Below are 26,956 nucleotides of genomic sequence, written 5' to 3' on the forward strand. Positions count from 1 at the left end.
ATTGCATGCCTAGAATCGAAGCATCCCGGTAGTTCCCGGGCGCTTCGAGTGAATGGACTCAATGAAGATTCTGTTGACCGGCAGTTCCGGCCGCATCGGGCGCGCGATCTTCGGTGCGTTGGCGGCCGCCCACGAAGTGGTGGGGCTGGACCGCAGCCCTTTTGCCACCACGCGCATCATTGCCGATGTCAGCGATCGGCAGGCCGTCGCGCGCGCGATGCAGGGCGTGGATGCGGTCATCCATACCGCGGCCCTGCATGCCCCACATGTCGGCCTGGTGCCGGATGCGGTGTTCCAGCAGATCAACGTGGATGCCACGGCGCACCTGCTGCAGGCGGCACGCGAAGCCGGTGCACGGCGCTTCGTGCTGACCAGCACCACTGCGTTGTATGGCCATGCCGTGGTGGCCGGTGGCTGCCGTTGGATCGACGAAGACACCGAGCCGCTGCCGCGCACGATCTACCACCGTACCAAGCTGCAGGCAGAGACCCTGGCCGAAGCCGCCGCTACGCCGGGCTTCAGCGTTCGCGTGCTGCGCATGGGCCGGTGTTTCCCGGAACCGCCCGAACGGATGGCGATGTTCCGCCTGCACCGCGGCATCGACGCCCGCGATGTGGCCAGCGCACATGCTGCACTGCTGCTCGACGAAGGCGCCCCGTTCGCGCGCTACCTTGCCTGTGCGCCGACGCCGTTCCGGCGCGAGGACTGCCTGGAGCTGGCCACCCACCCGCGCAGCGTGCTGGCCCGTCGCGCGCCGCAGCTGCTGGCCGAATTCGAACGCCGTGGCTGGCCGCTGCCATTGAGCATCGACCGTGTCTACGACAGTGCCCGCCTGCGCGGCGCGCTGGGCTGGAAACCGTGCTTCGGGCCGGACGACGTGCTTCAGCAGTATGCCGTCGGCAGCATCGAGGTACTGCCGCGGGCACAGTGGATCAAGGACCGCGTGGCCGAGTGAGGGCATCGCGAGGGGGGGGGCGCTGAGCCGACCCTGAGCGGATTCAGGAATGTGCAGGCCTACCGCCTCAACCTCGTTGGCGGGCGGCCGCTAACCCAGTGCGCTTCCAGCGCCGGGCGCGCCCCGGCGGCCGGTGGCCTGCGCGACGGATCGCGCGCCTGCGCGGTGCCCTCGTGGTGCCGGTCGTCCTGAACTGCCCTGCGGACCCTCCCATGTCTTCTTCCCGCTCTGCCACTGCCCAACGCCCGGGCAGCATCGCCCACAAGTTGATGCTGGGCACCGCCGTGATCGCGCTGCTGTGCTTCGGCCTGACCGCCTTCCTGATCTACCGGCAGGCCAGCGCCAGTCTGATCAGCGCCTCGCGCCAGACCATGACCAGCGAGGCCAACGCCGAGGCGCGCCAGGTGGCGGCTGATCTGGGCACCGCTTTCGCCAGCAATGACGCCATGGTCGAGGCCGTGCTGGCCCAGCGTGCCCGTGGTGACATCCCCGACCGCGCCAGCCTGGCGGCGGTGCTCGGCGAACAGCTGCGTGCTCATCCTCAATGGCTGGGCAAGAGCACCATGTGGGAGGCCGATGCCTTCGACGGCAAGGATGCGGAGTTCGTCAATACCGAAGCACACGATGCCACCGGCCGCTACATGAGCTACTGGGCCTGGCAAGACGGCAAACCGCAGCAGTCGGTGATGACCGACTACACCGAGACTGCCAGCGGTTCCGGTGACTGGTACATGGTGCCCAGCCGCGACAAGCTGCCCAAGGTCAGCGAACCCTATGCGTATGACATCGCCGGGCAGCAGGTGCTGATGAGCACGTTGAGCACGCCGATCATCGAGAACGACAGGTTCCTCGGTGTATTCACCGTCGACTTCTCGCTGGCAGCGCTGCAGAAGCATCTGGCAACGCTGAAGCCGATGGGGGCTGGCCGCGTCGAACTGCTGTCGCCGAAGGGCGTGGTGCTGGCCTCGGCCAATGCCGCCGAGATCGGCAAGCCGCGCAACGATGCGCTGACCCGCAGCATGCTGGCCGACATCGCCGCCGACCGTCCGTTCGAGGCCTTCAGCCCCGACGCGGCCGGCAACGTACGCGTGTACGTGCCGCTGCGCGTGGGCGAAGCCCCGCAACGCTTCGCGCTGGGCGTGGTGATGCCGCATGCGGTGATCGTGTCTGAGGCACGCCAGCTGCTGTGGCTGACCCTGCTGGTCGGCGTGATCGCCGCGCTGACCCTCAGCGCCGGTGTCTACGTGCTGCTGCGCCGCCTGGCAATCCGCCCGTTGGCCGAAGCGGTGCGCGTGGCCGGGGATGTCGCCGCCGGCAAGCTGGACAGCACGCTGCCGGCGCGCAGCAACGACGAAGTGGGGCGCCTGCTGGACGCGATGCAGGGCATGCGTGGGCAGTTGCAGTCGGTGATGGCTGCGCAGGCCGAAATGGCGCGCCGCCACGATGCCGGTGAACTCAGCTATCGCATGGATGCTGCGGCCTTCCCGGGCGAGTACGGCCGCATGGTGGCCGACAGCAACCAGCTGGTGGCCTCCAGCAATGCGGTCACCCAGCGCCTGGTTGAAGTGATGCAGTGCTATGCCGTGGGCGACCTCAGCGTGGACATGGAAGCGCTGCCGGGCGAGAAGGCGGTGTTCACTGCCGCAATGGCGACCACCAAGCGCAACCTGGCTGCGATCAACGAGCAGATCCAGCAGCTGGCCGCCGCCGCCGCCGCCGGTGACTTCGCCGTGCGCGGTGATGCACTGCGCTTCGACCATGATTTCCGCCGCATGGTGGAGACCCTGAACACAATGATGCAGGTCAGCGACCACAACCTGGCGGCACTGTCGACGCTGCTGCGCGCGATCGCCGCCGGTGACCTCAGTACCCGCATGCAGGGCGACTTCCACGGGGTGTTTGCGGTGATGCGCGACGATGCCAACAGCACCGTGCAGCAATTGACCCAGATCGTGGGCCAGATCCAGCAGTCGGCAGCCAGCATCCGCCTGGCCGCCGGTGAGATCGCGGCCGGCAACAGCGACCTGTCGCGCCGCACCGAACAGCAGGCCGCCAACCTGGAGGAAACCGCCGCGTCGATGGAAGAACTGACCTCCACCGTGCGCCAGAATGCCGACCATGCGCTGCAGGCAAACACGCTGGCCGGTTCCGCAGCGGGCGTGGCCAGCGAAGGCGGCCAGGTGGTCAGCCAGGTGGTGCACACCATGGAGCAGATCGAGGCGTCTTCGCAGCGCATCGCCGAGATCATCTCGGTGATCGACGGCATTGCGTTCCAGACCAACATCCTGGCGTTGAATGCCGCAGTGGAAGCGGCGCGCGCCGGTGAACAGGGCCGTGGCTTCGCAGTGGTGGCCAGTGAAGTGCGGGCGCTGGCGCAGCGCTCGGCGGGTGCTGCCAAGGAGATCAAGGAGCTGATCGACGCCTCGGTGGCCCAGGTCGGTGCCGGTGCGCAGCTGGTGCACGGTGCGGGGCGCACCATGCAGGACATCGTCGGTCAGGTCGGCCGGGTCAACGAGATCATGGCCGAGATCTCGGCCGCGTCGCGCGAACAGTCGGCCGGCATCGAGCAGGTCAACCAGACCGTGGTGCAGATGGACGAAACCACCCAGCAGAACGCCGCGCTGGTGGAGGAAGCCAGTGCCGCCGCCCGTGCGATGGAGGAGCAGGCCGAGCAGCTGGCGGTGGCGGTGTCGCGCTTCCGCCTGCAGGCCGAGCCGGAGGGCATGGCCCGCCGCGCGGCCTGATGCCGGAAACGAAGACGCCCGGCGAGTGCCGGGCGTCGGATGCATCCTTGCCGCGCATCCTGCGCAGGTCTGATGGCTCAGAACATTCCTTCAAACGGATTCCAGCTGGCGCGTCCTTCCACCTTTTCCAGGTAGTAGCTGTAGTTGGTGCTGGAGGCGACCAGCAGGTTCATGGCGATGAACAACATGCGCCCGACGATGTCCGGCAGGAACATGGTGACAATGGCCAGCGCGATGTTGATGCCGATCACCACCAGTGCCTTGCGCCACATGCCGAGAATCAGCAGGTAGATGGCACCGAAGAACAACGCGAAGAAGTTCAGGTTGATCTTCAGGCGGTCGCCAAAGGACAGTGCCTTCCAGGCCTGCTTGAAGCCGGGGTTCTTGGGGGCGCCGTGCTGGCGGAAGAAGTTGAAGCGGAACTGCCACTTGGGGCTGAACTGGGAAAGGTCAGTGGTATTCATTGGGAAACATCCCTGTGAGAAAACGTTTTCATGATAGGACAAGTCCTATTCAGGATCCAAGCGCTACCGTCAAGAATGTGACGCCTGCCTTGTTCCCGCGCCTGCGGCCAAGCGCCGCGCCGTCACCCACCCGCCTTGTTTTTAGGATAGGGTGCGCAGTTCCGCTGCCGCCCCGGCTGAACCCGTGCGGCGGCGGGATGTCCATGGAGGTTGCATGACCACACCTGCTACACCGGAAAACGCACCGGGACCGGTGCTCCTGCCGACACCTGAAGTGGTGCAGGCACAACAACTGCTCGCACGCCAGCAACTGGCGGTGGCGATGGACCGTGCGCGCACGGCCGCCACGCGGGATGCGGCACCGGCCGCGCTGGAAAGCGAGTAACCGGCAACACCGTCGATCGCGCTGGCATGTCGCCAGCGCGATCACGGCGCGTGCCGCCGGTCAGAACCGCGCGGTCATGCTCAGGAAGTAGCTGCGCCCGGCGACGAAGTAGTCGGTGGAGCCTTCCGCATACAGCTTCTTGTCGGCCAGGTTGCTGACGCCACCGCGCAGGGTCAGCACTTGGTTGACGTTCCATGCCGCGGTCAGGTCATACAGGGTATAGGCCTTGAGGAAGGTCGTGGCGGTGCCGGTCTGCTTGCCGGTGTACTGCGCCGACAGGCTGCCGGAAAACACCGTGCTGGGCGTCCAGTCCAGCGACGAATAGCCGGAGAACTCCGGCGTATCGATCAGGTTGCGGCCGGTGGTCAGATTCTTGGCTTCCTTCATCCAGGTCGCCGAGGTGCGCCAGCGCCACTGCTCGCCGAAGCGGACGTTGAGGTTGCCTTCCATGCCGCGGGTGCGCGCGCGCTGTACGTTGCTCATGCGCGTCCACCAGATGCCATTGAACCGGCCCAGCGGTGCGTATTCGATCTTGTTCCGGAAGTCGGTGTGGAAATAGGTCACGCCGACATCGATCAGGTCATTGTCGAAGCTGATGCCGATCTCGCGGTTGGTGCTGGTCTCCGGATCCAGGTCCGGGTTGCCGGCCATGTAGCACCCGCCGCGGGTGTAGCCCAGCGGAATCAGCGAGGTGCAGCCGCGGCCCCCGGACTGGGTAGCGGCACTGGCCGAATTCTCGGTCAGGCTGGGCGCACGGAAGCCCTTGGAGACGCCACCGCGGATCGTCCACTGTTCGGCAGGGTGCCACACCAGGTACGCACGCGGGCTGACGTGGCCGCCGAACTGCTCGTGATGGTCCAGGCGCGCGCCCACGGTCAGGGCCAGGGTGCGGTGCAGTTTCAGCTCGTCCTCGGCAAACAGCGCCCAGGTGTCCACGTCCAGAGTGGAGCCGCTGACCGCGTTGCCGGCATAGTCGATCGGCGCGCGGCCGATGGTGTCGGTGTTGGTCAGCTCCTGCCGCTTCCATTGGCCGCCTGCGGCGAACTGGTGCTCAACGCCGAGGGTGAACGGCATGGTCAGGCTGCCCTCGATGATCGTATCGGTCGCTTCGGAACGGCCGGCAGCACCGATGTCGTTCTTGTACTCGGTCCAGTACGCACTGATCTTCGAATTGCCGAAGCGCCACCTGCCATCGTGGTTGAGCGCCAGCGAGCTGCGCTTGAGCTCACTGGCACCCCAGGCACCTTCGTCCTGCTTTTCCAGCGACGCATCGATGAAGGCCTGCTGCACGCCGTGCCCGGCTTCCAGTGACAGTTCCTGTGCGTCGCTCAGCTTCCACTGCAGCAGCGCATCGACATTGCGATCCTTCTCGCCTGCATAGGCATTGCCGTAGACACCGCCGTTGGAGCGGTCCGAATCGCGGCGCATGCTGTTGGCGCCGATGCGCAGGCCGAAGCGTTCGCCCAGCGGTCCGGAGAAAGTGGCGCCGATCTGCTGGGTATCGCCGCGCTTGCCGTCAGCCGGGCGGGTGTAGCTGTGGGTGGCGCTGCCGTTCCATTCGTCGCCGATGCGCCGGGTGATGATGTTGATCACCCCGCCCATCGCATCGGAGCCATACAGCGACGACATCGGCCCGCGCACCACCTCGATGCGCTCGATCTGGTCCGGAGAGATCCAGTTCAGGTCCTGGCGGCCGAGGTCGGGGCGATAGTGGGTCGAGGCCGAGCTGCCGATGCGCTTGCCGTCCACCAGCACCAGCGTGTAGTTGGACGGCATGCCACGCAGCTTGATCTTGGACTGCTCGCCGACGGCGCTGAGGCCGCCGGTCACGCCCGGTACGCGGCTGAGCAGGGCGGCCAGGTCCGGTACCGGCTGGCGCTCGATGTCCTCACGACCGATCACGCTGATGCTGGCCGGGGCATCCTTGATCCACTGCTGGCTGCCTGAAGCCGTGACCACCACGGTATCCAGGTCCTTGGTGGAGGCATCGGCGGCGGCCTCTGCGGCGGCCAGGCCGGGCAAGGCCAGCAGGCAGGCGGTGGCCAGGCGGGCGGTGGCCAGGCGGGTGCGCGGCAGGCGCGCGGAACGGGAACGGGACGACAGGGACATGACGGCTTCCATGGGGGGTGGGGTGACCCGGTGGAAGCAGCAGGCGCAGGTAGACAGCAGGCAGCCACCCCTTCCGTGGGTCATCGGGTGCGCGGTCTGGACCGGCGCAGCTGGGTGGGTCGCGGCCGTGCGGAAGACGGTGACCTGCCTGGTTAATGAAATGATAACCGTTCGCGTTTGTTACGATCCAGTATCGGGGGCGATGCCGTGACATCTGGCCATGCCCTGGCGTGATCGCCTGCTACTTGCTGAATGGGGACAAATCCCGGTGTAGACCTTCGCACCCGGCTTACATTCTGGGCCCTAGACTGGGCCGCATTTTCGATTCCGCCCCGTTGGAGATCGTGTGGGTTCCGGTAGTGACAGACATCGACTGTGCGGCGTGAGGCCGACACAGCCAGGACAAGTGCGGGCGCCGGGAAAGCGCGCCGGGAACCTTGGTGCATGCAGCCCGGCCGGGATGGCCGGCCGTGCCGACGGCGCGGAGTAAGCGACGATGGGGGTGCAGACCATCCATGCGGAAGCAGGAACGCCCCGGCTCGATGCCGGCTGGGCGCTGCTGCCCGCTGAATCGCCGTTGCCGATGCCCGAACAGACCCTGCGCGAAGGCGCACTGAAGGTCCGGCGGCATCGCACCTCGCCGCGCCTGATCGGCCTGCGCCGGCTGTACCTGTTTGGTGGCACGCTCGGCATGACCGCGGTGGCTACGCGGATGATGTGGCGGGTGCTGTCGGCCAATGGCATCAGCGTGCTCGAAGCCTGCCTGCTGGTGCTGTTCGTCGGCCTGTTTGCCTGGATCGCGCTCTCGTTTGCCAGCGCCCTGGCCGGCTTCCTGACCGCGGTGTTCGACCGGGGCTATCGGCTCGGCATCGACCCGGACAAGCCGTTGCCGGCCGTGCACAGCCGTACTGCGCTGTTGATGCCGACCTACAACGAAGACCCGCGCCGCCTGCTGGCGGGCCTGCAGGCGATCTACGAGTCGGTGGCGGCCACCGGCCAGCTCGCCCGCTTCGACTTCTTCGTGCTCAGCGACACCCGCCGCGAGGACATCGCTGCTGCCGAGGAACAGGTGTTCGCCGAGTTGCGCGAGCGTGTGCCGGAGGGGCAGGCGCGCCTGTTCTATCGACGCCGTGGTGACAACAGCGGGCGCAAGGCCGGCAACATCGCCGACTGGGTCCGCCGCTTCGGCGGTGCCTACCCGCAGATGCTGATCCTTGACGCCGACAGCCTGATGACCGGCGACAGCATCGTGCGCCTGGTGGCCGGCATGGAGCACAACGCCGACGTCGGCCTGATCCAGACCCTGCCGTCGGTGATCGGTGGCCGCACCCTGTTCGCGCGCATGCAGCAGTTCGGTGGCCGCGTGTACGGGCCGGTGATCGCCCGTGGCGTGGCGTGGTGGCATGGCGCCGAAAGCAATTACTGGGGCCACAACGCGATCATCCGCACCCGCGCCTTCGCCGACCACGCCGGCCTGCCGGCGCTGCCGGGGCGCAAGCCGTTCGGCGGCCACGTGCTCAGCCACGACTTCGTCGAAGCAGCGCTGATGCGCCGTGGCGGCTGGGCCGCGCACATGGTGCCCTACCTTGGTGGCAGCTACGAGGAAGGCCCGCCGACGCTGACCGACCTGCTGGTGCGCGACCGCCGCTGGTGCCAGGGCAACCTGCAGCACGGCAAGGTGGTCGGCAGCCGCGGCCTGCACTGGATCAGCCGCACGCACATGCTGATCGGCATCGGCCACTATTTCACCGCACCGATGTGGGCGATGCTGATGCTGATCGGCATCGCCATCCCGCTGTTCCAGGAAGGCATTGATTTCAACGCCCTGCTGCACCTGTCGCCCAGCGTGTACTGGCGCGCACAGGATGAAGAGCAGGTGGTGCGCCTGTTCGCCGCCACCATGGCGGTGCTGCTGCTGCCCAAGGTGCTCGGCTACCTGGCAATGCTGCTGGACCCGGTCGACCGCCGCGGTTGTGGCGGTCCGATCCGTGCCTTCGTATCGATGCTGGTGGAAACCGTGCTGGCCGCGCTGATGGCGCCGGTGGTGATGTACGTGCAGTCACGCGGCGTGGCCGAAGTGTTGTCCGGGCGCGATTCCGGCTGGGATGCGCAGCAGCGTGACGACGGCGGCATCTCGTGGATGGCGTTGATCCGTGGCTACGGTGGCCTGGGTGTGTTCGGCGCCTTCATGGGCGTGCTGGCCTGGGCGGTATCGCCGTCGCTGGCGGCCTGGATGGCGCCGGTGGTGATCGGCATGGTTCTGGCCGTTCCGGTGGTGGCGCTGACCTCCTCGCGCGGCCCCGGTGCTTTCCTGCATCGCCTCGGCCTGCTCGATATTCCCGAAGAGAACATTCCGCCACCGGTGCTGGTACGCGCCGCGCAGCTGCGGCGGGAAGCGGCCGAGCAACCGCCGCTGTACTGATTGCCCCGCGCCGGCGGCATAATGCGGCTCGAACTTGAAGGAGCCGCATCATGCTGCAAACGGTGGAACAGGAAACCGGCGCCTCGCCGCAGTGGTCGGTGATCTGGCTGCACGGCCTCGGCGCCGACGGCCATGATTTCGCGCCGATCGTGCCGGAACTGGTGCGGCCGCACTGGCCGGCGCTGCGCTTCGTGTTCCCGCACGCACCCGTGCGGCCGATCACGATCAAAAACGGCGTGCCGATGCGCGGCTGGTACGACATCGTGGGCATGGACTTCCGTTCGCGCGCCGACATGGCCGGCGTGCAGGAATCGGTGGTGCAGCTGGACGCACTGATCGCGCGCGAGATCGAGCGCGGCATCGCGCCGGAGAAGATCTTCCTGGCAGGCTTCTCGCAGGGCGGGGCGATCATCCTGACTGCCGCGCTGTCGCGTACCGCGCCACTGGCCGGCCTGATCGCGCTGTCGACCTATCTGCCCGAAGCCGACAGCGCCACGCGTGTTGACGGCGCGGTGCAGGTGCCGGTGTTCATGGCCCATGGCAGTGGCGACCCGGTGATCCCGCAGGCCGTCGCCGCGCACAGCGCGCAGGTGCTGCGTACGCTGGGCCTGGACGTGGCGTGGCACAGTTACCCGATGGCCCACCAGGTCTGTGCCGAGGAGATCCAGGCACTGGCTGACTGGCTGCAGGAACGCCTGGGCGCCGCCTGAGCCATGTCGCCGGCCAGCACACCGCCGTGGATGCCGGAACTGTGCCGCCTGCCACGGCTGGCGGCGATGCTCGGCCTGGCCGAGCTGGTGGTGGTGGTACTGGCGCTGGCGCCGGACGGCAGCCGTCACTGGACCTTCGGCGAACTGCTGTCGGCCAGCGGATTCGCGCTGTGGCTGGCGCTGGCGGTGACCGCCAGCCTTTGCCTGCTGCGGCAGGCCCTGTCGCGGCTGCCGCCGGTGCTGGGCGCCATTGCGGCGACCGTGCTGGCCACCCTGATCGCGGTGGTCTGCGCCGGCATCGTGCACGCGCTGTACGCGGTGCTGGGCGACAACTTCGCCAGTGGCATCAGCTTCTGGCGTTTCACCCTCGGCAGCGCGGCAACCACGGCGCTGATCGCCGCGCTGGCGCTGCGCTACTTCTACGTAAGCGATCGCTGGGCCGCGCAGGTGCAGGCCAACGCGCGCGCGCAGGCCGACGCGCTGCAGGCGCGTATCCGCCCGCACTTCCTGTTCAACAGCATGAACCTGATCGCCAGCCTGCTGCATCGTGACCCGGCAGTCGCCGAGCGCGCGGTGCTGGACCTGTCCGATCTGTTCCGTGCCGCGCTGGGGGCGGGCGAGGGCGATTCCACCCTGCGCGACGAATGCGAGCTGGCCGAGCGCTACCTGTCGATCGAATCGCTGCGCCTGGGCGAACGCCTGCAGGTGCGTTGGCAGCGCGACGAGCCGCTGCCATGGGACCTGCCCTTGCCAAGGCTGGTACTGCAGCCGCTGGTGGAAAATGCCGTGCTGCATGGCATCTCGCGCCTGCCCGACGGCGGCACCATCGAACTGCAGCTGGCGCGCGAGGGCAATGAGCTGCAGATCCGCGTACGCAACCCGGCACCCGATCCGCAGGCGCCGGGGCTGGCGCTGGCACGCGGCGCCGGCCATGCCCAGCACAGCATCGGCCATCGGCTGGCCTGGCGCTTCGGCAGCGCCGCGCGGATGACGGCTGGCTGGAGCGAGGGCTACTATGCCTGCCAGGTGACAGTGCCGATCCAGTGAGGGAACGATCGTGAGGGTAGTCATCGCCGATGACGAACCACTGGCGCGCGAGCGCCTGCGCAGCCTGTTGGCGGCACAGGACGGCGTGGACGTGGTGGCCGAGGCCGGCAACGGTGAGCAGGCCCTGCACGCGTGCGCGGCGCTGCAGCCGGACCTGGTCCTGCTGGATATCGCGATGCCCGGGCTGGATGGCCTGGAAGCGGCCCGCCACCTGGCCAGCTTCGAACCCCGGCCAGCGGTGGTGTTCTGCACCGCCTACGATGCGCATGCGCTGTCGGCGTTCGAGGCTGCGGCGATCGACTACCTGATGAAGCCAGTGCGTGCCGAACGGTTGGCGGCGGCGATCGCACGTGCGCGCACGTTCCTGGCCGGCCGCAATGGTCAGCCACAGGAGCACAGCGGGCAGCAGGCACGCAGCGTGCTGTGCGCACGCCTGCGCGGCAGCCTGCGCCTGATTCCGCTGGACGATATCCACTACCTGCAGGCCGAGGAGAAGTACGTGGTGGTGCACCACGCGCGCGGCGAGGACCTGATCGAGGAATCGCTGAAGTCGCTGGAAGAAGAGTTCGCCAGTCGTTTCATCCGCATCCATCGCAACTGCCTGGTGGCACGCCACGAGCTGGTGGAGCTGCGTCGAGGCTCGGGCGGGCAGGTGCAGGCGGTATTGCGGCATGGCAAGCAGCCGCTGGAAGTCAGCCGCCGGTGCGTGGCGATGCTGAAGCAGGAACTGCGGCATCTGTGAGTGGTCCGCGCGGCCTGCGGCCGCGACTGCTGTGAAATCAACAGCAACAGCAACAGCGGGTTGTCGGCTCTGTGTTGTTGCGTGTTGGGTGAGGCGGGATGGGCAGGCGGGACACGCCGTAAACCCATCCCTGGGGGCTCGATGGCGCCTTGCTCGTGTGCGCTGTCCTGCGCACACGGCAAGACCGGGGTTGGGCGTCCTGCCCAACCCGCCCGAGGCATGCCTCGGGCCCATGGCGCCAACGGTCTCGCCCGCCCATCCCGCCTCACCCTCGCGAATTTCCCGGTGACGGACGGCAAGGGCATTGTTGTTATCGAGGGGGGAAGAGGGGTCAGATCCCTTTTCCTGCGGAAAAGGGATCTGACCCCGGAAGCCGTCGACTGTTGCCTTTGCTTCTGCACTCTTTTTTTTTGATCTTCCGTGGCTGGCGCACACGGAAACTGTCAAAGGCCGGGCGGGGTGGGTTCGCGGGGGTGTCCGCGGCATGGATGCCGCGGCCAAGCCTCCACGGACGGATTCACGGCGTCCCCCGCGAACCCACCCCGCCCGGCCAAGCGCGATAGATCCAGCCGATGCACCAGCCACGAGGGGCTCCGCCGTTGGCCGTATCCGCGCCGAAGGCGCGATAATGACCGGATGGAAACTGTCCGCATCGCTACCCGCAAGAGCCCGCTCGCCCTCTGGCAGAGCGAACACGTCGCCGACCGGCTGCGCCAGGCCCACCCTGGCCTGCATGTGGAACTGGTGCCGATGAGCACCCGCGGTGACGAGGTGCTGGACCGCTCGCTGGCCGCCATCGGTGGCAAGGGCCTGTTCCTGAAGGAACTGGAGCTGGCCATGCTGCGGGGTGAGGCCGACTGCGCCGTGCACTCGCTGAAGGATGTGCCGATGGAACTGGACGTGCCCTTCGCACTGCCGGCGATGCTGACCCGGCACGACCCGGCCGATGGTTTCGTCTCCAACCTGTATGCCTCGCTGGACGCCTTGCCGATCGGCGCGCGGGTCGGCACGTCGTCGCTGCGCCGCCAGGCCCAGCTGCGCGCGCTGCGCCCGGACCTGGAACTGCTGGATCTGCGTGGCAACGTCAACACCCGCCTGGCCAAGCTCGACAACGGTGGCTACGACGCCATCGTGCTGGCCGTGGCCGGCCTGGAGCGCCTGGGCCTGGGCGAGCGCATCGTCGCACGCCTGCAGCCGCCACAATGGCTGCCGGCGCCGGCGCAGGGCGCGGTGGCGGTAGAGTGCGACGGAGGCAATACGCGCCTGATGGCGCTGTTCGCCACGCTTGATGACGCTGCTACGCGCGCCTGCGTGGAAGCCGAGCGGGCGATGAACCGTGCGCTGCATGGCAGCTGCCACGTGCCGGTGGCGGCGATCGCGCAGTGGCAGGGCGACGACCTGCACCTGCAGGGCCTGGTCGGCAGCGCCAGTGATGGCCGCGCCGTGCGTGCCGAAGCGGTGGGCCCGGCCCGGGATCCGGAGGCGCTGGGCCAGCAGGTGGCGCGGCTGCTGCTGGACGATGGTGCTGGCGAACTGCTGAACGTCTGAGCCATCGCGGGTAGTGCCGGCCACTGGCCGGCAACCTCTTGCCCCGATTGAGTGCAGTTGCCGGCCAGCGGCCGGCACTACCGAAAGAAGAACGGGCGCCCTGGGCGCCCGTTCTGCTTATTTGAACTTGTAGACCACGTTCATCGTGGTCAGCGTATCGGTCTTGCGCTTGTCGACAGCGACGTCGCTGTTGTAACGCGCCTGCCAACCGGCCTTCAGCGCCAGGTGCTCGTTCATGCTCACCGAGACACCGAAGTCGTTCTGGCCGAAGGTGTTGTACGAACCGGACTCGACCAGCAGCGTGTTCACCAGGTCGGTGTTGTCGGTCAGCGAGTACTTCAGGTCGAACAAGCCACGGCCGATCATGCCGGTACGGGTGCGGTCATCCTCGGTGCTGTGGGTACGGCGCACGCCGGGGCCGATCTGCGCGTCGAACGAGAAGCGCTCGGTGTTCCACAGGCGGGTGCCGTAACCCAGACCGAACGAGCTCTGGCGGTCGTAGGTGGCGAAGTCGTCGCGCTCGGTACGCACCGTGGCGGTCAGCTGGCGGTGCTCGCCCAGCTGCAGCGCGCTGCCCGCACTGCCGGTGTAGCGGTTGGCGGTGGTGTTGCTGCGGCGGGTGGTGGTGCCGTCGTCGTTGGTCTCGGTCACCTTGGAGCTGGAGCGCAGGCCGAACAGGTCCATGCTGTGCACCCAGTCGCCGTCGGTGTAGCGCAGGCGCAGGCGGCCGTTGAAGCTCTCGGTGCTGCTGTTGCCACGTGCCGAGGCAAAGCCGAGCTCGCCGCCGCTGCCACTCCACGGCGAGGACATCGCCGCCAGTTCGGAGGCATCCTGCGCGTATGCGAGCGGTGCACACAGCAGCAGGGGGATCAGCAGGGACACGCGCAGGGACATCGAGGCTTCTCCGGAACGGTTAACAGCCGGTGATGATACTGGAAGCGTGATGGCGGTCCGAATCGATCCAAAGCGTGCTTCAGCGAACGTTGCCGCGATCGCCTATTCAGGGCAGATCGACACGCAATGCGGGGTCGTTGAAGCGCGAATAGCGCAGGCGGAGCTGGAAGCTGCGGCCATTGCTGCTGCCGCTGCGCACGATCTGGCGTGGCAGGCCCTGGGCGTCCACCCAGTACTCCAGGCGTTCGCCGGGCTGGCTGCCGCGCAGCCGGTAGTGACGGGTCTCGACCCCGTCCAGCGCCTGGCGGCCGAGGTCTTCGGCCTTCAGGTCGGCGGGCAGGGCGTCGGCCGGCAGCGGGTTGCGCCACTGCTCGAGCAGGCCGGGCGGGGCCGGCACCTGGCGGATCGCACCGTCGGCCTGCAGGAACAGGGTGTCGCCGATGATGGTCTGCGGCCCGGCCGGGGTCTCCACCCGGAAACGGTCGGGTGCAACGAAGTCCATGGCGCTGCGTACCGGCTGCGGCGCGCCCAGCACCTCCAGTTCGGCGTGGAAGCTGCGCAGGGCGGCGAAACGCTGGCTGGCGCCCAGCACCGCCTGTGCCGGATCGGCGGCGGGTACCGGGGCCTCGGTGCGCGCCGGCGCCGGTGCGCGATCGCAGGCAGCCAGCAGCAGGCAGGCCAGCAGGAACAGGGCAGGCAACCGGCGCATCGGGCATTCCATGGGGTGGGGGCGACCACGATAGCCCAAACGTCCCACACAAGACCCGCGACTCGGACATAATCGGGGGTATGGACCGATACGAACGCATCACCGCCCTGCATCGTCTGCTCAAGTCCGCGCGCTATCCGGTGACGGTGGCGACCCTGCAGGACAAGCTCGGTTGTTCCCGTGCCACCGTCTACCGCGACCTGGCCTTCCTGCGCGATGCGCTGATGGCACCGATCGAGGGCGACGGCGAGGCGGGCTTCCGTTACCAGGCCGACGAGAGCGACCGCTTCGAGCTGCCCGGCCTGTGGCTCAGCTCGGAGGAGCTGCATGCCCTGCTGGCCTCGCAACACCTGCTGGCGCGCACCGGCGGTGGCGTGTTGTCGTCGGTGCTGGCACCGCTGCAGCAGCGCATCGAGAGCCTGCTGGCGGCGCAGGCCGGTGTTTCCAGTTGGCCGGTCGACCGCGTGCGGGTGATTCCGCACCGTGGCCGCAAGTTCGACGAAGGCAGCTTCCGCAGCGTGGCCTCGGCGGTGCTGGAGCGCCGCCAGCTGGCGTTCGAGTACCGCGCCCGCTCCACCGATGAGCCGACCAAGCGCACCGTCTCGCCGCAGCGCCTCACCCACTACCGCGACAACTGGTACCTGGACGCCTGGGACCATGACCGCGAGGCGCTGCGCAGTTTCGCGGTGGACCGCATCCACAAGGCACGGGTAATCGACAGTGCCGCCCGCGATGTCGCAGACAGCGAGCTGGACGAGCAGCTCGGCGCCAGCTATGGCATTTTTTCGGGTGCGCCGAAGGGCTGGGCGACCATCCTGTTCAGCGCCAAGGCTGCGCGCTGGGTGGCCGACGAGCACTGGCATTCCAAGCAGCAGGGTCGTTTCCTGGCCGATGGCCGCTACGAACTGAAGGTGCCGTACAGCGTCTCGCGTGAGTTGCTGATGGACGTGCTGCACTATGGTTCGGATGCCGAGATCATCGAGCCGATCATGCTGCGCGAGCAGGCCAAGGCGCTGCTTGAGCTGGCCCTGAGCAATTACGAAAAATCCTGACACTCCCCCCGAGAACCCCGTCCCCCATGAAGAAGACCCTGTTGCTGTCCCTGCTCGCCGCTGCGCTGGCCCTGACCGCCTGCGGCAAGTCCGGCGAGCCCTCGCAGAAGCTGGTGGTGGCCGCCACGGCCGTGCCGCATGCCGAGATCCTCGAGGTGGTCAAGCCGATCCTCAAACAGGAAGGCGTGGACCTGGACGTGCGCGTATTCAACGACTACGTGCAGCCCAACGACCAGCTGGTGCAGAAGCAGGTGGACGCCAACTACTTCCAGACCGAGCCGTACCTGGATGCCTACAACCGCGACCGCAAGACCGACCTGGTGAAGGTGATCGGCGTGCACATCGAGCCGTTCGGTGCGTACTCGCGCAAGGTCAAGTCGCTGGCCGAGCTGCGCGACGGTGCCGACGTGGTGATCCCGAACGATCCGAGCAACAACAGCCGCGCGCTGATCCTGCTGCACAAGGCCGGCGTGATCGAACTGAAGGACCCGGCCAACGCGCTGTCGACCCAGCGTGACATCACCGCCAACCCGAAGAACCTGAAGTTCCGCGAGCTGGACTCGGCGATGCTGCCGCGCGTGCTGGACCAGGTCGATCTGGCCCTGATCAACACCAACTACGCGCTGGACGCCGGCCTCAACCCGACCAAGGATGCGCTGGCGATCGAGAGCAAGGATTCGCCGTACGTGAACTTCCTGGTCGCGCGCCCGGACAACAAGGACGACGCCCGTGTGCAGAAGCTGGCCAAGGCCCTGACCAGCCCGCAGGTAAAGGCCTTCATCGAGACCAAGTACAAGGGCGCGGTGCTGCCGGCGTTCTGATTGCGGCTGATCTGTTGATTTGAATGGTGGGTGTCGACCTTGGTCGACACTGCCTTCCCTGTAGAGCCGAGCCCACGCTCGGCTCTGCAGTTTCCGGCATTTCGCCAGCGGCAGCCGAGCATGGCTCGGCTCTACAGTGTCACTCCACGTGCCGCAGCAGGGCAGGGCATTGCAGTTTCAATCGACGTGGAAGGCGAGGGTGGCGGCAACCGCCTGCTGCCATCCCGCATACAGCTTCTCGCGCCGGGACACCTCCATCTGTGGCTCGAAGCGCCGGTCCAGGCCCCACTGTGCAGCGATCTGTTCGCGGCTGGACCAGAACCCGACGGCCAGGCCGGCCAGATAAGCCGCACCGAGCGCGGTGGTTTCGGTCAACCGCGGCCGCAGCAGCGGCACACCGAGGATGTCTGCCTGGAAGCTGGCCAGGAAGTCGTTGCCGATCGCACCGCCATCGGCGCGCAGTTCGGTCAGCGCGATACCTGCATCGGACTGCATTGCATCGAGCACGTCGCGGGTCTGGTAGGCCATCGCTTCCAGCGCGGCGCGCACGAAGTGCGCCTTGCGCGTGCCACGGGTCAATCCAAACATCGCACCGCGCACATCACTGCGCCAATAGGGCGCACCCAGGCCGACAAACGCCGGCACCAGATAGGCGCCGCCGCTGTCGGGCACCTGCGCGGCCAGTGCCTGGCTGTCGCTGGCACGTTCGATCATGCGCAGTCCGTCGCGCAGCCACTGCACCACCGAGCCGGCGATGAAGATCGACCCTTCCAGCGCATACTCCACGCGCCCGTCCAGGCCCCAGGCAATGGTGGTCAGCAGGCCGTTGCGCGACCGCACCGCCTGCGCGCCGGTATGCATCAACATGAAGCAACCGGTGCCATAGGTGTTCTTGACCATGCCCGGCTGGAAACAGGCCTGGCCGAACAGTGCCGCCTGCTGGTCACCGGCGATGCCGGCGATCGGGATCGGGTGGTCGAAGAAGAACTGCGGCCGGGTGTGTGCATACACCGCACTGGAGTCGCGCACCTGCGGCAGCATCGCGCGCGGGATGTCGAGCAGGGCCAGCAGATCGTCATCCCAGTCCAGCGTGTGGATGTTGAACAACAGCGTGCGCGCCGCGTTGCTGTAGTCGGTCACATGCGCCTGGCCACCGCTGAGGTTCCACACCAACCAGCTGTCGATGGTGCCAAACAGCAGCTCGCCACGTTCGGCGCGCTGCTGCGCACCTTCCACGTGGTCGAGGATCCAGCGCACCTTGGTCGCAGAGAAATAGGCATCGATCAGCAGGCCGGTCCGCTCGCGGATCAGCGCTTCATGGCCTTCGGACTTCAGTCGTTCACAGATGGCGTGGCTCTGCCGCGATTGCCAGACGATGGCGTTGTGGATCGGCTGGCCGGTCGCACGGTCCCAGACCACGGTGGTTTCGCGCTGGTTGGTGATGCCCAGTGCGGCGATATGACGCGGGTCGATCTGCCCGCGGCTGAGCAGTTCGGTCAGCGTGGCATAGACGCTGGTGAGGATCTCGCGCGGGTCATGCTCGACCCAGCCGGGTTGCGGGAAGATCTGTGCAAACTCGCGCTGCGCGCTGCCGATGATGTCGCCGGCACGGTCGAACAGGATCGCGCGCGAACTGGTGGTGCCCTGGTCGATGGCCAGCACGTAGCGGGGCGTCATGCAGCGTCTCCGGTAGAACGGTCAGGGTAACGTACCTCAGCTTTCTGTAGAGCCGAGCCGTGCTCGGCTGCTGTACGCGGAAACCGTCGGGCCATACCCGCTTGCAGCTGCACAATGCGGCCGAGCATGGCTCGGCCCTACGCGGTGGATCGCTCCATCCACGCCTGCAGCCGTGTCACCTGCGCAGCGTCCAGCCGCAACCCCAGCTTGCTCCTTCGCCACAGCACGTCCTCGGCAGTGCGCGCCCACTCATGCTCGCGTAGAAAGACCACTTCCCGGGCATGCAGACCGCCGCCAAACCCCTCGCCAAGATCGTGCAGGCCCCGTACCCCCTGCAGCAGTTCCGCACTGCGACTGCCATAGGCCCCGGCCCAGCGTCGCGCGATACCTGCGGGCAACCATGGTGCCGATACCTGCAGATGCGCGCCCGCCTGCGCGGCGTCGCCCCAGTCGCTGCCTGGCAGCGGGTCTCCGTTTGCTGTCCACGCCGCTCCCATCTGCGGCAGGGCGGGCCGCAGCAGCTCCAGCGCTTCCTCGGCCAGCACCCGGTAGGTGGTCAGCTTGCCGCCCAGCACATGCAGTGCCGGTGCCGGGTCCACCTGCAGCTGCAGGCGGTAATCGCGGCTGAGTCTCGCCGCGCGCGGATCGGGATCAGCCAGCAGCGGGCGGACACCGGCGAACTGCCAGACCACATCTTCCGGCGCGATGGGTTCATGCAGGTAGCGATTGGCCGCTTCGCACAGGTACGCCACCTCTGAAGGCAGCACGCTGCAGCGCGCCGGGTCGCCGCGATAGTCGGTGTCGGTGGTGCCAACCAGCAGGTGGTCATGGGCGAAGGGCAGCAGGAACACCACGCGTCCATCGGGTTGCTGCAGCAGGCACGCGCTGTCATCGGGCCAGGGCCGGCGCAGGACGATGTGGCTGCCTTGTACCAGCCGCAGCGCGGAGCCGCCGCTGCGTGCCTCCATCCGTTCCAGCAGGTCGCCGGCCCACGGCCCCGCCGCATTGGCGACGGCGCGCGCGGTCACCTGCTGCTGGCCATCAGCGGATTCCAGCACGGCCTGCCACCGGCCCTGCAAGGGCTGCAGGTCGATGCAGCGGGTGCGCACACGCACCTGTGCGCCCCGCTGCGCGGCATCCAGGGCGTTGAGCAGCACCAGTCGCGCGTCATCGACCTGCGCGTCGGCGTAGCTGAAGGCCTGCCGCAGATCCGGGGAGAGCCAGGGGCCGAGCGGATCGCGCTGAAGGTCCAGGGCGCGCGAGGCGGGAAATGCCGGGCTGCGACGGCCCAGGTGGTCATACAGCCACAGTCCCACGCGTAGCATCCAGCGCGGGCGCAGATGGGGCTGCCACGGCAGCACGAAGCGCAATGGATGGACCAGATGGGGCGCCAGCCGGCGTACCACCTCTCGTTCGCCCAGCGCCTTGCGCACCAGCCCGAGCTCGCCCTGTTCCAGGTAGCGCAGGCCGCCGTGGATCAGCTTGCTGCTGGCACTGGAGGTATGCGCGGCCAGGTCGTGCTGCTCGCACAGCAGCACGCGCAGGCCGCGGCCGCTGGCGTCACGGGCGATGCCGGCACCGTTGATGCCGCCACCGATCACCAGCAGGTCGACTTCCTCCATCGCGCCTTCGCACCCTGTTTGTGTAGAGCCGAGCCGCGCCACCATTGACCGTGGGCGCCATTGAACGTCACGCATCGCAATGCGCGCGGAGCCCGCCGCTCGACTCGGGATAGGGGGCTTGGCTCGACTCTACAGAACGCCGGCGACGGAAACGACGACGGGCCCCGAAGGGCCCGTCGCGTTGCATCAGTGAAGCAGGTGCTGCCTGGATCAGAAGCGGGCGCCGATGCCGAAGCCGACGGTCCACGGATCCATCTTGGCTTCGCCGATCTTCTCGCCGCCCACCTTGATGTCCGGGCGGGCGCGCATGTAGCGGGCGTCGGCACGGGCGAACCAGGTGGAGTTGATGTTCATGTCGACGCCGACGGTGCCGATCACGCCCTTGGCATCCTTGAAGCGGATGTCGGTGTCAGCGCCGTTGCCCAGCTTCTCGTTGCTGAAGCTCGACTGGTAGTAGCCGACGCCCACGAACGGACGGAACACGTTGTCAGCCTGGCCGAAGTGGTACTGGCCGCTCAGCGCGACCGGCTGCTGCTCGACCGAGCCCAGGCGGGCGTTGTTCGGGCCCTTGAACTTGTTGTCGAACTTGTCAGCGGCGCCCCACAGTTCAACGGCCCAGTTGTCGTTGATGTAGTAGCTGAAGCTGACGGTCGGCGCCGGACCACCATCGGTCTTCTTCACGCCGGAGATCGGGTCGTTCTTCGGTTCCAGCAGCGAGATGCCGCCAACAACGGCAAAATGCTTGCCCGACGCGGTGTCGGTGCTGCTGCTGTCCTGGGCGAAAGCGGCCGGCGCGAAGGCGGCGGAGGTCAGCAGGGCGAGACTCAGGATACGGATGGAGCGCATGGGGGTATCTCCTAATGTTTCTTGTTTTGGGCCCCCGGTTGCGGGGCGAGCACACCGTAGTCGCCCCAACATGAATCGAATCCGACGCACGTTAAAAAATAGTTTTCCTTGTTCAGCGACGGGTACGGAACGCCTTTATTCATGGGGTTTTTGGCTCCCGGGGACATTCATGCAGTTGGAGAAGATGTGAGCGCAGCAACGTTGTGCATCGGCCTGCAAGCGCAGGTGAACGTGGAGTGCCGGGTGCTGCTGCTGGGCTCGATGCCGGGCGTGGCGTCCCTGCAGGAGCAGCGCTATTACGCCCATCCGCGCAACCGCTTCTGGCCGCTGATGGCCGACATCTGTGGTTTCGACGCGGATCTGGCCTACGCCGCGCGGCTGCAGGCATTGAATGCCGCGGGCATCGGTCTGTGGGATGTGATCGGTCGCTGCGAGCGTCGAGGCAGCCTGGATGCGGACATCGTGCGTGGCACGGAAGTGGCCAATGCACTGCCGGAACTGATCGCCACGTTGCCTGAGCTGACGCTGATCGGCTGCAATGGCGGTGCATCATGGCAGGCGTTCCAGCGCTGGGTGCTGCCGCGGCTGGAGGCCCCGCCACAGGTGGTTGCATTGCCCTCGACCAGCCCGGCCAATGCGGCGTGGTCGTTGCCGCGCCTGCGCCAGGCCTGGCAGCCGGTTGCAGACGCACTGGCGACATGAAGCGGACATCGTCCGGACAATACGCTACCGACTGGTCGCGGCCGGGACCCGTGGGCAACAGCCTGTCCCGGCTGCGTGCGTACTGAAAACACCTGTAACGGTTGGCGCTGGACCCCGCTGGCCGCACAATAGACGTTTCCCTACACCAGATTGCCGGAGTTATCCCCATGGCCGAAATCAAGGAAGCACTTGTCCCCGATATCGGTGACTACAGCGATATCCCGGTAATCGAGGTGCTTGTCGCCGTCGGCGACACGGTCAAGAAGGACCAGGGCCTGGTGACGCTGGAAAGCGACAAGGCGACCATGGAAGTGCCGTCCTCGGTGGCAGGCGTGGTCAAGGAACTGAAGGTCAAGGTCGGCGACAGCCTGTCCGAAGGCAAGGTCGTGGCGCTGATCGAAGTGGCCGAAGGCGAAGCCGCCGCGCCGGCCGCCGCCGCACCGGCACCGGCCAAGTCCGCTGCCCCGGCTGCCGCCACCCAGAGCGCGCCGGCCCCGGCCGCTGCTGCGCCGGCCGCTGCGGCCGCCAGCGGTGGCGCAGTGGAAGCGCTGGTGCCGGACATCGGCGATTACACCGACATCCCGGTCATCGAGGTGCTGGTCGCCGTGGGCGACACGGTCAAGAAGGACCAGGGCCTGGTGACGCTGGAAAGCGACAAGGCGACCATGGAAGTGCCGTCCTCGGTCGCTGGCGTGGTCAAGGAACTGAAGGTCAAGGTGGGCGACACCCTGTCGCAGGGTGCCGTGGTCGCCATCATCGAGGCCGAGGGTGCTGCGGCGCCGGCCCCGAGCAAGGCCGCCGCTGCTGCTGCCCCGGCCGCCGCCGAAACCGCCACCAAGGTCGAGCCGGTCGCTGTGCCGGCGCAGCCGGACAAGCTGGCGGCCCGTGAGATCGCCTCGGCCGGCACCCCGTCCAGCCCGCCGGTACAGTTCAACGCCGATGGCGTGCTGCCGGCCAAGGTGCCGTACGCCACCCCAGCGGTGCGCGTGTTCGCCCGCGAGCTCGGCGTGGACCTGCTGCAGATCAACGGCACCGAGAAGGGCGGCCGCATCACCAAGGCTGACGTGCAGAAGTTCGTCAAGGCCGCGCTCAGCGGTGGCGCGCCGGCTGCCGGTAGTGCTGCCGTCGCCGCCGGTGGTGGTCTGAACCTGCTGCCGTGGCCGAAGGTCGACTTCAGCAAGTTCGGCGAGACCGAAGTCCAGCCGCTGTCGCGCATCAAGAAGATCTCCGGCGCGAACCTGGCCCGCAACTGGGCGATGATCCCGCACGTCACCCAGTTCGAACAGGCCGACATCACCGACCTGGAAGGCCTGCGCGTGGCACTGAACAAGGAGAACGAGAAGGCCGGCATCAAGCTGACCATGCTCGCCTTCCTGATCAAGGCCAGCGCCGCGGCGCTGAAGAAGTTCCCGGAGTTCAACGCCTCGCTCGATGCCAGCGGTGAAAACCTGACCCTGAAGAAGTACTTCCACATCGGTTTTGCCGCCGATACGCCGAACGGCCTGGTCGTGCCGGTCATCCGCGACGTGGACAAGAAGGGCGTGGTGCAGATCGCGCAGGAAACCGGCGAGCTGGCCAAGAAGGCGCGCGACGGCAAGCTGGGCCCGGCCGACATGAGCGGCGGCTGCTTCTCGATCAGCTCGCTGGGCGGCATTGGCGGCACCGCGTTCACTCCGATCGTCAACGCGCCGGAAGTGGCCATCCTGGGCGTGTCCAAGTCCTCCATCCAGCCGGTCTGGAATGGCAAGGAATTCGCGCCGAAGCTGATGCTGCCGCTGTCGCTGAGCTACGACCACCGCGTCATCGACGGCGCCCTGGCCGCACGCTTCACCACGTACCTGTCGCAGGTGCTGGCCGACATGCGCCGCGTGCTGCTGTAAGGCATCGCTTCGCCCCCACCGTGCGGCCGCTGCCCCTGGCGCGGCCGCGTGAACAGATGCAGTGACAGCCCGCCGGCCATGCCGGCCGGGCACAAGGAAAACCACCATGGCCACGATTGAAGTCAAGGTTCCCGACATCGGCGATTACAGCGATGTGCCGGTGATCGAAGTGTTGGTCGCCGTCGGCGACACGGTGAAGAAGGACCAGGGCCTGGTGACCCTGGAGTCGGACAAGGCCACCCTGGAAGTGCCGTCCTCGGCGGCCGGCGTGGTCAAGGAAATCAAGGTCAAGCTGGGCGACACCCTGTCCGAAGGCGCCGTGGTCGTGGTGCTGGACGCTGAAGGCGCCGCCGATGCCCCGGCCAAGGCCGCTGCGCCGGCTCCGGCTGCGGCCGCTCCGGCCAGCAAGCCGCCGGTGACCCCCTCGCACCGCGCCCCGGCCGAGCCGGTGGCACCGAAGCCGGCGCTGTCCAGTGGCAAGCCGGCCGACATCGAATGCGAAATGGTCGTGCTGGGCTCCGGCCCGGGCGGCTACACCGCCGCCTTCCGCGCCGCCGACGTCGGCCTGGATACGGTGCTGGTCGAGCGCTACGCCAGCCTCGGCGGCGTCTGCCTCAACGTCGGTTGCATTCCGTCCAAGGCGCTGCTGCACGCCGCCGCGGTCATCGACGAAGTGGCCCACGCCGGCGATTTCGGCGTCGAGTTCGGCAAGCCGACCATCACCCTGGACAAGCTGCGCCAGTACAAGGAAAAGGTTGTCAACCAGCTGACCAAGGGCCTGGCCGGCATGGCCAAGCAGCGCAAGGTCCGCAACGTGCAGGGCGTCGGCAGGTTCATCTCTGCCAACGAACTGGAGATCACCGCCGCAGACGGCAGCACCCAGCTGCTGCGCTTCCAGAAGTGCATCATCGCCGCTGGTTCGCAGGCGGTGAAGCTGCCGAACTTCCCGTGGGACGACAAGCGCGTGATGGATTCCACCGACGCGCTGGAGCTGGCCGAAGTGCCGGGCTCGCTGCTGGTCGTCGGCGGCGGCATCATCGGCCTGGAAATGGCCACCGTGTACAGCGCGCTGGGCAGCAAGGTCACCGTGGTCGAGTTCATGGACCAGCTGATGCCGGGCGCCGACAAGGACCTGGTCAAGCCGCTGGCCGACCGCCTGAAGAAGCAGGGCATCGACGTGCACCTGAAGACCAAGGCGTCCGGCGTCACCGCCGATGCCAAGGGCATCACCGTGACCTTCGAAGCGGCCGAGGAAGGCCAGTCGCCGGCGCTGGCGCAAGGCACGTTCGACCGTGTGCTGGTGGCCGTCGGGCGTTCGCCGAACGGCAAGAAGATCGATGCCGAGAAGGCCGGCGTGCAGGTCACCGAGCGAGGCTTCATCCCGGTCGACCGCCAGATGCGCACCAACGTGCCGCACATCTTTGCCATCGGCGACATCGTCGGCAACCCGATGCTGGCCCACAAGGCCACGCACGAAGGCAAGCTGGCCGCCGAAGTGGCCGCTGGCCACAAGAAGGAGTGGGTGGCCCGGGTGATTCCGTCGGTGGCCTACACCAACCCGGAAATCGCCTGGGTCGGCGTCACCGAGACCGAAGCCAAGGCCAAGGGCCTGAAGGTCGGCGTGGCCAAGTTCCCGTGGGCCGCCAGTGGCCGCGCGATCGGCATCGGTCGCACCGAGGGCTTCACCAAGCTGATCTTCGATGAGGAGACCCACCGCATCATCGGCGGCGCGATCGTCGGCGTGCATGCCGGTGACCTGCTGGCCGAGATCGGCCTGGCGATCGAGATGGGTGCCGAAGCCGAAGACATCGGCCACACCATCCATGCGCACCCGACGCTGAGCGAATCGGTGGCGATGGCCTCGGAAATCTACGACGGCACGATCACCGATCTGTACATGCCGAAGAAGAAGTAAGGCGCCTGCGCCGTTCCAAATGAAAAGCCCCGGCATTTGCCGGGGTTTTTTTGTTGAGCCTCGATCACTCTCATTGCGAGCGTTCGGGCCGCAGCGCGGGTGGCAGGCATTTGGACAAATGTCCCCCGTCGCCCGCCTGTGGCGGTCGCCTCCTCCTTTACTTTGTCCAAACGCCTGCCACCCGCGCAGCGGCTCGGCTTGCGGATAGTAAGAGCCAGTGCCAAAGCCGCCCGGATGCCTGACACGCGGGGGGAGAGGAGCTTGCGTGCGAAGTAAAGGAGGAGGTGACGGCCGCAGGCCGGCGCCGGGGGACATTCGCACGCAAACCCCTCTCCCCCCGCGCTCGACCAACCTGCTTCTCTGCTCGACGATGCCACAAAAAAGCGCGGCCCCGATGTTCCGGAGGCCGCGCCAGGAGAGAGAGAGCGTGGAAGGGACGAGGGATCAGAACACGAAGCTGACGCCGGCCACCGGGCCCTTGAATTCCTGCTTCAGGCCGATGGTGCCGTCGCTGCCCTTCTTGTCCGCATCGAGCTTGAACCAGTCGTAGCCGGCGAACACACCGAAGTTCTTGGTGAAGCGGTAATCGACGATTGCGTTGGCGCGGCTCAGATCGCCCTTGTAGTCATCGAAGCTGCCCCAGCGCGTGTTGAGGTACTGGCCCTGCAGGGTGATCATCCACTTCTCGGACGGGGTGAAGCTCAATCGCGCACCGACCACCGGCGCCACGCCGTCGGTCTTCTCGTTGAGGAACTGGCCTTCGTACACGGTGCCCAGATCGGCGTAGGCCTTGGTGCTGACCTTGGCGTACTCGGCACCCAGCTGCAGGCCGAGGTCGAACGTATCGGTGTCCACCACCGAGTAGTCATAGACCAGGCTGGCCACCTGGTACTTCAGTTCGCCCTTGACGAAGCTGCCGGACGGCACGTTGACGTCACCGAAGGAGATGTCCTGGCCGAGGGTCTCGCGGCGATCCTTGTCGTACTTGAAATAGTTGAACAGCAGGCGCTGGCGGTTGCTGATGCGGAACATGCCGTCAATGCGCGGCTCCCACTCCTTGCCACCCAGCTTGAAGTCCTCGGAGAAGCCGATGTCCTGGCCGGCGACATTGGTCTTGCCGCGGAGCGTGTTGTCCGAGTCGATGTTCATCGCACCCAGGCGCAGGGCAAAGCGGTCGTCGCCTTCGGCGGCGTGGGCGGCGGTGGCGAACGAGGCGCCGGCGGCGAGCAGGGAGAGAGCGAGCAGGGTGGGTACGGGGCGCATCGAAGAGTCCTTGCAGTGGTTCATCAGAATGAAGACCACTGTGCGGGACAGGCCCGTCCACCATCCGTGAACGTATGGTCCACGGCATGTGCACGGTTCAGTGCTGTCGCGACGATGCAAAAAGATGGCCCCGGAGACGGGCTTCGGGGCCATCGTGGGACCTGCGGGGTGGAGCCGACGAGGATGCTGCAGGCAGGTCGAAAGATCGGACCCGCGCATCCGGCGAAAGTTCCTCGCCTGCGACCAAAGTTCAATACTGCGGTGCAGCATCATGCGGACGTCATTGTCCCCCGGGTGGTACGCAAAAATGTAACCGTTACCGCAACTTGCGGCTTCCGGGGATGAACAGGCAGCGGTTGTCTCGCAAATTGTCCCATTGCTATAATTTGGCGGCTCGATGAGGCCCCCCTGCTGTAGCCGCCTCAGCCTTCCACTTGCAACCACGCGGG

The 26,956-nt window shown here is 67.1% G+C and carries 21 protein-coding genes; 13 read left to right on the forward strand and 8 right to left on the reverse strand.

Annotation, left to right across the window (positions count from 1 at the left end; translation table 11 throughout):
* Nucleotides 1–61 precede the first annotated feature (61 nt).
* Together KXV01_RS06055 and KXV01_RS06060 are read left to right on the forward strand one after the other, a co-directional pair.
* Entirely contained in the window at nt 62–955 is an 894-nt protein-coding gene (locus tag KXV01_RS06055; protein ID WP_049411964.1) for an NAD(P)-dependent oxidoreductase, read from the forward strand.
* A 212-nt stretch (nt 956–1,167) separates the two neighbouring features.
* Entirely contained in the window at nt 1,168–3,699 is a 2,532-nt protein-coding gene (locus KXV01_RS06060; RefSeq protein WP_099494901.1) for a methyl-accepting chemotaxis protein, read from the forward strand.
* Between the two features lie 77 nt (nt 3,700–3,776).
* Here KXV01_RS06060 and KXV01_RS06065 read toward each other — a convergent pair whose 3' ends face one another.
* Entirely contained in the window at nt 3,777–4,163 is a 387-nt protein-coding gene (locus KXV01_RS06065) for a DUF2628 domain-containing protein (protein ID WP_049415323.1), read from the reverse strand.
* 214 nt (nt 4,164–4,377) lie between these two features.
* Here KXV01_RS06065 and KXV01_RS06070 point away from each other — a divergent pair, with 214 nt between their 5' ends.
* Nucleotides 4,378–4,548, forward strand: coding sequence for a hypothetical protein (locus KXV01_RS06070; RefSeq protein WP_005419553.1), 171 nt, complete (start codon nt 4,378–4,380; stop codon nt 4,546–4,548).
* Nucleotides 4,549–4,608: 60 nt separating this feature from the next.
* Here the strand turns inward: KXV01_RS06070 and KXV01_RS06075 are convergent, their stop codons facing one another.
* Entirely contained in the window at nt 4,609–6,657 is a 2,049-nt protein-coding gene (locus KXV01_RS06075; RefSeq protein ID WP_111096735.1) for a TonB-dependent receptor, read from the reverse strand.
* 496 nt (nt 6,658–7,153) lie between these two features.
* Here KXV01_RS06075 and mdoH point away from each other — a divergent pair, with 496 nt between their 5' ends.
* From mdoH to hemC, 5 genes are all read left to right on the forward strand, one after another.
* A complete protein-coding gene (gene mdoH, locus KXV01_RS06080; protein WP_111096734.1) occupies nt 7,154–9,079 on the forward strand; it encodes a glucans biosynthesis glucosyltransferase MdoH in 1,926 nt (641 codons plus the stop codon).
* A 50-nt stretch (nt 9,080–9,129) separates the two neighbouring features.
* A complete protein-coding gene (locus tag KXV01_RS06085; RefSeq protein WP_263467599.1) occupies nt 9,130–9,789 on the forward strand; it encodes an alpha/beta hydrolase in 660 nt (219 codons plus the stop codon).
* Nucleotides 9,790–9,792: 3 nt separating this feature from the next.
* Nucleotides 9,793–10,836: a sensor histidine kinase gene (locus tag KXV01_RS06090; protein WP_181452450.1), complete on the forward strand. Its 1,044-nt coding sequence runs from the start codon at nt 9,793–9,795 to the stop codon at nt 10,834–10,836.
* A gap of 10 nt (nt 10,837–10,846) precedes the next feature.
* Nucleotides 10,847–11,578 (forward strand): LytTR family DNA-binding domain-containing protein, encoded by a 732-nt coding sequence (locus KXV01_RS06095; protein ID WP_111096733.1) that lies wholly within the window; start codon nt 10,847–10,849, stop codon nt 11,576–11,578.
* Between the two features lie 636 nt (nt 11,579–12,214).
* Entirely contained in the window at nt 12,215–13,126 is a 912-nt protein-coding gene (hemC, locus tag KXV01_RS06100) for a hydroxymethylbilane synthase (RefSeq protein WP_111096195.1), read from the forward strand.
* Between the two features lie 117 nt (nt 13,127–13,243).
* Here the strand turns inward: hemC and KXV01_RS06105 are convergent, their stop codons facing one another.
* Both KXV01_RS06105 and KXV01_RS06110 read right to left on the reverse strand, forming a co-directional pair.
* Nucleotides 13,244–14,020 carry a DUF481 domain-containing protein gene (locus tag KXV01_RS06105; RefSeq protein WP_049413237.1) on the reverse strand — a complete coding sequence of 259 codons (777 nt, stop codon included), beginning with the start codon at nt 14,018–14,020 and terminating at the stop codon, nt 13,244–13,246.
* Nucleotides 14,021–14,126: 106 nt separating this feature from the next.
* Nucleotides 14,127–14,729, reverse strand: coding sequence for a hypothetical protein (locus KXV01_RS06110; protein ID WP_099485363.1), 603 nt, complete (start codon nt 14,727–14,729; stop codon nt 14,127–14,129).
* A gap of 80 nt (nt 14,730–14,809) precedes the next feature.
* Between KXV01_RS06110 and KXV01_RS06115 the strand changes: the two genes are divergently transcribed.
* Complete coding sequence (locus KXV01_RS06115) at nt 14,810–15,781, forward strand: YafY family protein (protein WP_005419539.1); 972 nt, start codon at nt 14,810–14,812, stop codon at nt 15,779–15,781.
* 26 nt (nt 15,782–15,807) lie between these two features.
* Nucleotides 15,808–16,602 carry a MetQ/NlpA family ABC transporter substrate-binding protein gene (locus tag KXV01_RS06120; RefSeq protein ID WP_049413241.1) on the forward strand — a complete coding sequence of 265 codons (795 nt, stop codon included), beginning with the start codon at nt 15,808–15,810 and terminating at the stop codon, nt 16,600–16,602.
* A gap of 177 nt (nt 16,603–16,779) precedes the next feature.
* Here the strand turns inward: KXV01_RS06120 and glpK are convergent, their stop codons facing one another.
* From glpK to KXV01_RS06135, 3 genes are all read right to left on the reverse strand, one after another.
* Nucleotides 16,780–18,279, reverse strand: a complete 1,500-nt coding sequence (glpK, locus tag KXV01_RS06125) for a glycerol kinase GlpK (protein ID WP_049413243.1) — start codon at nt 18,277–18,279, stop codon at nt 16,780–16,782.
* A gap of 137 nt (nt 18,280–18,416) precedes the next feature.
* Complete coding sequence (gene glpD, locus KXV01_RS06130) at nt 18,417–19,901, reverse strand: glycerol-3-phosphate dehydrogenase (protein WP_099485365.1); 1,485 nt, start codon at nt 19,899–19,901, stop codon at nt 18,417–18,419.
* A gap of 210 nt (nt 19,902–20,111) precedes the next feature.
* Nucleotides 20,112–20,747, reverse strand: coding sequence for an OmpW family outer membrane protein (locus KXV01_RS06135; RefSeq protein WP_005419535.1), 636 nt, complete (start codon nt 20,745–20,747; stop codon nt 20,112–20,114).
* A 186-nt stretch (nt 20,748–20,933) separates the two neighbouring features.
* On the opposite strand from KXV01_RS06135, the gene KXV01_RS06140 reads away from it, so the two are divergent.
* From KXV01_RS06140 to lpdA, 3 genes are all read left to right on the forward strand, one after another.
* Entirely contained in the window at nt 20,934–21,449 is a 516-nt protein-coding gene (locus tag KXV01_RS06140; RefSeq protein ID WP_049413246.1) for a DNA-deoxyinosine glycosylase, read from the forward strand.
* A 167-nt stretch (nt 21,450–21,616) separates the two neighbouring features.
* On the forward strand, nt 21,617–23,329 hold the full coding sequence (aceF, locus tag KXV01_RS06145; RefSeq protein WP_111096761.1) for a dihydrolipoyllysine-residue acetyltransferase: 1,713 nt from the start codon (nt 21,617–21,619) through the stop codon (nt 23,327–23,329).
* A gap of 106 nt (nt 23,330–23,435) precedes the next feature.
* Entirely contained in the window at nt 23,436–25,244 is a 1,809-nt protein-coding gene (gene lpdA / locus KXV01_RS06150; protein WP_099495706.1) for a dihydrolipoyl dehydrogenase, read from the forward strand.
* A 444-nt stretch (nt 25,245–25,688) separates the two neighbouring features.
* On the opposite strand, the gene KXV01_RS06155 is transcribed toward lpdA, so the two are convergent.
* Nucleotides 25,689–26,507 (reverse strand): hypothetical protein, encoded by an 819-nt coding sequence (locus KXV01_RS06155; RefSeq protein ID WP_010481314.1) that lies wholly within the window; start codon nt 26,505–26,507, stop codon nt 25,689–25,691.
* Nucleotides 26,508–26,956: the final 449 nt, after the last annotated feature.

Source organism: Stenotrophomonas sp. Ps181, from assembly GCF_025697425.1.
Classification (GTDB): Bacteria; Pseudomonadota; Gammaproteobacteria; order Xanthomonadales; family Xanthomonadaceae; genus Stenotrophomonas; species Stenotrophomonas sepilia.